General features: G+C 65.2%; 5 protein-coding genes. 1 reads left to right on the top strand and 4 read right to left on the bottom strand.

The features are described 5' to 3' along the window. Positions 1–1530, bottom strand: a 1530-nt coding sequence (locus AC1D1T_RS14490) for a tannase/feruloyl esterase family alpha/beta hydrolase (protein ID WP_477992043.1), incomplete at its 3' end; no start/stop codon positions are given. Between the two features lie 227 nt (positions 1531–1757). Here AC1D1T_RS14490 and AC1D1T_RS14485 point away from each other — a divergent pair. Next, positions 1758–2498 (top strand): Crp/Fnr family transcriptional regulator, encoded by a 741-nt coding sequence (locus AC1D1T_RS14485; protein WP_477828435.1) that lies wholly within the window; start codon positions 1758–1760, stop codon positions 2496–2498. Here the strand turns inward: AC1D1T_RS14485 and AC1D1T_RS14480 are convergent. The 3 genes from AC1D1T_RS14480 to AC1D1T_RS14470 form a co-directional block, all read right to left on the bottom strand. Further along, positions 2485–4731 (bottom strand): xanthine dehydrogenase family protein molybdopterin-binding subunit, encoded by a 2247-nt coding sequence (locus AC1D1T_RS14480; RefSeq protein WP_477992042.1) that lies wholly within the window; start codon positions 4729–4731, stop codon positions 2485–2487. The two genes, AC1D1T_RS14485 and AC1D1T_RS14480, sit on opposite strands and share 14 nt — an antisense overlap. A gap of 8 nt (positions 4732–4739) precedes the next feature. Further along, positions 4740–5213 carry a (2Fe-2S)-binding protein gene (locus tag AC1D1T_RS14475; protein WP_477825741.1) on the bottom strand — a complete coding sequence of 158 codons (474 nt, stop codon included), beginning with the start codon at positions 5211–5213 and terminating at the stop codon, positions 4740–4742. 131 nt (positions 5214–5344) lie between these two features. After that, positions 5345–6241 (bottom strand): LysR family transcriptional regulator, encoded by an 897-nt coding sequence (locus AC1D1T_RS14470; protein ID WP_477825739.1) that lies wholly within the window; start codon positions 6239–6241, stop codon positions 5345–5347. Positions 6242–6356 lie beyond the last annotated feature (115 nt).

Here is a 6356-nt window from a genome sequence, read left to right as displayed (position 1 = left end):
GTCATTGGCCGGGCCGGTGTAGCGAGGGTACTGCGGGTGCTGGCACAAGGGCAGCGTGCTTGACACCGCCCCCGCTGCATCGAGCTTCTGTGCGGTCAAGGTGCCCGGCGCCGCGCCCTTCGTGATCCATTGGTCCAGCGCGGTGAGCAGGTCCGACGTGTCTGCTCCGGGGCCGCCCGCGCAGTGGTCAACGCCAGGCGCAACGTAGAAGCGCGTGGCCGCGTCGGCGTTCGTCGCGCCGACGGCGTTTCGCATGTTGGCGACGTACTCGGCAGTCGAGTTCACGCTGAGCGCCCCATCATTGCCGCCGTGCCACAGGATCAGCTTGCCACCGCTGTTGATGAACGGGCGAATGTCGGTGCTCGTCGCGTCGTTGAGCGCCGCCATCGCATAGAGCGCGTTCTGATTTTGATCCCACGGCGCGTAGGTCAGCGAATTGGCTGCCGGGTCGCGCGCGAGATAGTTCTTGACGGTGGTGTCCTGGAACAGGAACTGCAGCGCGCCCGTGACATTGCCGCCGCCCGTTTCCCACACTGCCCAGGCGCCTGGATCGTCCTCGTTGCCGGTCAGGTTCCAGCCGGCATTGCGGAAGGTATTGCTGCCGGTGAACGCAGCGTCGGTCGTCCACGACGTGACCACCGCCAGCTGCGCATCCGAGAGGCAGGTGTCACCGGTGTCTGCGCCGCCGGCACAGCGCAATGCGCTCACATTGACGAGCGCCGGCGTGCAAGCCGCGGGGTTCGAGACGACACCATCGACGATGCCGTCCAGCGCATCGCAGGTGTCGCGCACGTGCTTGGCCAACAGCGCTGTCTTGGCCGTGCTGAATGCGCCACCAGGAGCCGCCAGCGCCTTGGCCGTGCGGTTGAATGCGCCCATGAATCCCACCCAGTTGTAGGCGGGTGCCCGCGCGATGACGCCGTCAAACAAGTTCGGATAGCGCTGCACGTTCATCAACGCTTCCCGCCCGCCGTTGGAGCAGCCCTCGAAATATGACTTGGAGGGCGGCATGCCGTAGGCCGCGGTCACCGCCTCGAGTGCGGTCGACATCACCGTCGGCACCGAGAGGCTGCCGAAGAGCTGGGCTGCAAAGGTGTCGGTCAAGGCGAAGTCGGCAGACAGCCCGCTGCCCTGGTGGCCGGAGTCGCTGGCGACCGTTGCGTAACCCTGAGTCAGTGCCGGCACGGATACCGCGGGGATCGACCCGTTGTAGCCACCGCCGCCGCCGTAGTAGAGCTTGCCGTTCCAGGCGTTCGGCAGACGCATCTCGAAGTTCAGGGCCGGAGCGATGGTGCCATTGACCTTGCAGTAGCTCGGTACGGCTGCGCTCGCGGCCACCGCGGCGGCGGTGAGGGTTGCGCCCGCGATGGTCTTGCCCGACAGGGCATCGCAGGCCTTCTGCGCAGTCACCACGACGGGTGCCGCGTCATCGTCGTTCGAGCCACAGGCCGACAGCAGCAACGAGCACGAGGCCATGGCGGCGAGCGCCGCAGGGCGGGCCGGGCTTGTCTTGCGATTTCCAACTCTCATGGTATGTGTCTCCGTAGTCTTCAGCGGTGCATTGCCGCCTTGTCGATGGGCACGGGACGATTCTGGAATCTGCGCCGCAGATGGACTGTCCGTCGATGTACATTCCCGCGTTTTCCAGCTAGGGGAAGACCCCCATGACCGGCTCGCGGAACTGGATTGCCCCGATTGCGAAGACTCGCAGTACGGATAGCGTCGACGGGTACAACCGTTGAGTTCTCGCGAAAACCATGTCGGCTCCTTCCCTCGAAATGCGCGATCACCTGCGGGAAGCCCCGTGGGCCAGGCACCTGACCGCCGAGCAGTTGGTGCGAGTCGAGTGCGAAACCCAACTGGTGAAATACGCCGCCGGCTCCGTCGTCTGTCAGGAAGGCGCCCCAGCTCAGTATTGGATCGGCGTCCTGGATGGAATGGTGAAGGTCTCGACCGTTTCAGAGGACGGGCGCAGCACGACCTTCATCGGCGTGACCTCCGGCGGGTGGCTGGGCGAGGGGGCGATACTCAAGCACGAACTCAGACCTTACGAAGTGGTCACGCTGCGAGACAGCTGGATCGCGTTGATGCCGATGAAGACGTTCGACTGGCTTTTTGAAACCAGCCTGGCGTTCAATCACTTTCTGGTGCACCAGTTGAACGCCCGACTCGGGCAGTTCGTCGCTGTCGTGGAGAGTTGTCGCATGCAATCCACCACTGCCCAGGTTGCCGTGTGCGTGGCTGAGCTGTTCAACCCGTCGCTCTGCTCGGCCACCTCGGATGCCTTGCGCATCTCCCAAGAAGAAATCGCACGCTTGTGTGGCTTGTCGCGCCAGATCGCGAACCGAGCGCTGCACGAACTGCAGGCGGCCGGATTCATGCAAGTGCAGTACGGCAGCATCCACGTTCTGGATGTCGAAGGCTTGCACGCGTTTGGAAGGGCGCGCACGGTCATGGCGCGGTCTTCTGGTTCCCTCTCCCTGATCAGGCGAGCTTGAAAGGCATCTCGCGCAACGGTTTACCGGTCAGCGCTGCCACCGCGTTCGCGAACGCCGGTGCGAGCGGCGGCAGGCCGGGTTCACCCATGCCGGTGGGCGCATCGGCGCTGGGTACGACATGCACGACGACCTGCGGCATGTCGGTGATGCGCGGCACGACGAAGTCGCCGAAGTTGCTCTGCTCCACCACGCCGTCCTTCAACGTGATCGCCGCGCCGGGCAGGCACATCGACAGGCCCATGACGGCTGAGCCTTGCGCCTGAGCCTCGATGGTGCGCGGGTTCACCGCCAGGTTGCAGTGCACGCCGGCTGTCGCCCGGTGCAGCACGGGACTGTTGTCCTTGATCGAAGCCTCGACCACGTAGGCCACGACGGTCGAGAAAGACTCGTGCACCGCCACGCCCCAGGCGCGGCCGGCGGGGAGCTGCTTCTTGCCATAGCCGCTCTTGTCCACGGCCAGCTGTAGCGCGGCGCTGTGGCGCGGGTGCTTGTCGCCCCAGAGCTTCATGCGGTAGGCCACCGGGTCCTGCTTCGTCGCGCGGGCAATCTCGTCGATCAACGTCTCCATCACGAACGCGGTATGGGTGGAACCCACGCTGCGCCACCACAGCACAGGCACGTTGAGTTTGGGATGGTGCACCGTCAGGCGCATCGGCAGCGGGTAGGGCTCCCGCATGCCTTCGACTGCGGACGCGTCGACGCCATTCTTCACCTGGAACTGCTCGAACACGGAGCCGGCGAGGATCGACTGGCCGACGATCACGTGGTCCCAGGCCAGCACCTTGCCCGTGTCGTCGAAGCCAATGCGCGCGCGGTGCAGGTGCATCGGGCGGTAGTAGCCGCCTTTCATGTCGTCCTCACGGCTCCAGAGCGTTCGTACCGGCACCTTCAGGCCGGCGGCGGCCGCAGCCTTGGCGATCTCGCAGGCCTCGACCACGAAGTCGCTGGTGGCTGAAAAGCGCCGGCCAAAGCCCCCGCCCCCCATCTGCACATTCACCTTCACCTGCTCGGGCTTGAGGCCCAGCACGCGCGCGGCCGCGGCGCCGTCCATGCCGGGCGACTGCGAGCCCGTCCAGATTTCCGCGCGCCCGTCGTTGATCGCGACGGTGCAGTTGAGCGGTTCCATGGCCGCATGGGCCAGGTAGGGGAAGACGAACTCGGCTTCCAGTTTCCGTGGTGCGTTGGCCAGTGGCGCCATGTCGGATTCGAAATGGCGCGGCCCGGGGCGGCCGGCCAACTCTCGGTACTGGGCGAGCTGCTTGTCGCTGTCGACTTTCTCGACCTTTGCCGTGTCCCATTGCAGCTTCAGCGCGTCGCGCCCTTGCTTGGCCGGCCAGTAGCCGTCGGCAATCACCGCGATGCCTTCGGCCCCACGGTCCAGCGGCACGCGCAGCACGGCTTTCACGCCCTTGACGGCGCGTGCCGCACCGTCGTCCACGGAGGCAAGCTTTGCACCGAACACGGGTGGACGAGCCACCACGGCGGTCAGCTGCCCGGGCAGGCGAACGTCGATGCCGAAGTTCTGCCGTCCGCTGCTCTTGGCCCGGGCGTCCAGGCGGCCGGTGGGCCGCCCGATGATGCGGAAGTCCTTTGGATCTTTCAGCGTGACCTTCTCGGGCACGGGCAAGGCCATCGCGGCTTCGGCCAGCTCGCCGTAACCCAGCTTGCGGCGGCCCGGGCCCAGCACTGTACCGGCCTGGGTGCGCAACGTGGATGCGTCCACGTTCCAGCGCGCCGCCGCCGCGGCCAGCAGCATGGCCCGAGCGCGCGCCCCCAGCTCGCGGTACTGCGTGTAGCTGTTCTTGACCGAGTTGGAACCGCCGGTCAGGTGCATGCCGAACGCCGGGTCGACATAGGCGGCGTCGCTCGAGCCATGCCGGCTGCGCACCAGCTTCCAGTCCGCATCGAGTTCCTCGGCCAGGATCATCGGCAATGCGGTCTGCACACCCTGACCCATCTCCAGCCGGTTGATCGTCACGGTGACCTCGCCGTTGGGAGCGATCTGCACGAAGGCCGAGGGCTGCTGGGTCGGCTTGAGGCCGCCGGCCGAATCGCCTGCGCCATTGGCCTGCGCTGTTGCCAGGTGAGGAAAGGCACCGAGCGCGAGCCCTCCTGCGCCGACCAGTTTCAGGAAGCTGCGACGCGGCAAGGCGGCGGCTTGGCCGGCGTGGTCCCGCTCCAGCATGTGCTGCAAGGCGAGCGGCAGTTCCCGGTATTCGATGTTGCGCGACATGGTGTTCCTCAGGCGAGGGTTGTGGCGGCATCGGCCACCGCGGCGCGGATGCGGGCGTAGGTGCCGCACCGGCAGATGTTGCCGGCCATCGCCGAATCGATCTCGGCGTCGGTTGGCAGCTTGCCGCGCGGGACGGACTTCAGGAACGCAGTGGCCGACATGATCTGGCCGCTCTGGCAGTAGCCGCACTGCGCGACGTCATGCTTGACCCAGGCTTCGTGCACCGCCTTGCCGACCTTGTCGGTGCCACCGGTGACGGCTTCGATGGTGGTGATCTTCTGCCCGGCCGCCGCGGAGATCGGCGTCACGCACGAGCGAATCGCCTGGCCGTCGAGATGGACCGTGCAGGCGCCGCACAGGGCCGCGCCACAGCCGAACTTGGTGCCTGTCATGCCCAGCGTGTCGCGCAGCACCCAGAGGATGGGGGTGGACGGGTCGGCATCGACCGTGCGATCGCGGCCGTTGATGTTGAGCTTGCTCATGGTCGGTGGGTTCTCCGCGAACAGTGGATGGGCAAGGGACGCCTGGTGAGTCAGCGTTTGGGATTGCGACTGTAGGCACACCGATCGGGAAGAAAAAGGCACCAACGCTTATGACCGTATGAAGGTCTCCTTCAAGACGCATGTCGACCGACGTACTCGATCAACGCCTTCAGCTTCGAAGGCTGATCGTGCCTGCTGGGGTAGTACAAGTAAAAGCCAGGGAACGTTGGCGAGAACTCGGTCAGCACACGCTTCAAGCGCCTGGCCTGAAGGTAGGGCTGTGCCAGTTGTTCGAAGGTGTACGCCAATCCGACGCCTTCGAGCGCGATGTCCAGGCTGAACGTCGTGTCGGTGATGATCAGGTTGCCGCCGACCTCGTAATCCACCTGGCGGCCATCTACGTCGAACTCCCACTTGTAGATGGCGCCTGTGGAGGCAAAGCGCAGCCGGATGCAGTTGTGACGCACAAGATCGTCTGGATGCCGGGGGGCTGGCACACGCCGCAGATACTCAGGAGTGGCCACCACCGCGACTGTCATGGGTCCACCGATGGGGACGGCGACCATGTCGCGATGCACGCTCTCGCCAAACCGGATGCCTGCGTCGTAGCCTTTCTCGACGATGTCGATGAAACCTTCATCATGGGTCAGCTCGAGCTGGACATGCGGGTTCTCTCGAAGAAAACCCTCCAACAGCGGGCGCAGGACCAGCGCAATGGAGACCCTTGCCGCATTCAAGCGCAATGTGCCGGAGGGCTTGCCCTGAAGGACATTCAGTTCGTCCCCCGCATCGACGACTTGCCCGAGGGCTGGGCCGATGCGTGAGAGGTAGGCCCGACCGGCTTCAGTCAGGCTGACGCTCCGCGTGGTGCGGTTCAATAGCCGCACGCCCAAACGCGTCTCCAGATGCCGGATGGCTTGGCTCAACGCGGATGGCGACACCGCCAAGTCCGCTGCTGCCGCAGTGAAGCCGCCGTGCTCGGCGACCTTCCAGAACGCGATCAATCCGTCCAGTTGATTCAGCTTCATACCTTGAAGCTTACCTTCACAGGTCATGCAGCATTACCCCATTTTTCTTTTGGGTCCTTGTTCATAAAGTTCATGCACGGCCGGTGAGGAAGGTTCTCACCGAAGTCATCACAAG

It is taken from the genome of Rhizobacter sp. P2_H3, from assembly GCF_056403355.1.
The sequence above is the reverse complement of the archived record's forward strand: the minus strand, read 5'-3'. Positions and strand labels throughout refer to the sequence as shown.

Coding starts and splice junctions, on each gene's coding strand:
- AC1D1T_RS14485 (WP_477828435.1), top strand. CDS start 1,758: ATGTCGGCTCCTTCCCTCGAAATGCGCGATCACCTGCGGGAAGCCCCG.
- AC1D1T_RS14480 (WP_477992042.1), bottom strand. CDS start 4,731: ATGTCGCGCAACATCGAATACCGGGAACTGCCGCTCGCCTTGCAGCAC.
- AC1D1T_RS14475 (WP_477825741.1), bottom strand. CDS start 5,213: ATGAGCAAGCTCAACATCAACGGCCGCGATCGCACGGTCGATGCCGAC.
- AC1D1T_RS14470 (WP_477825739.1), bottom strand. CDS start 6,241: ATGAAGCTGAATCAACTGGACGGATTGATCGCGTTCTGGAAGGTCGCC.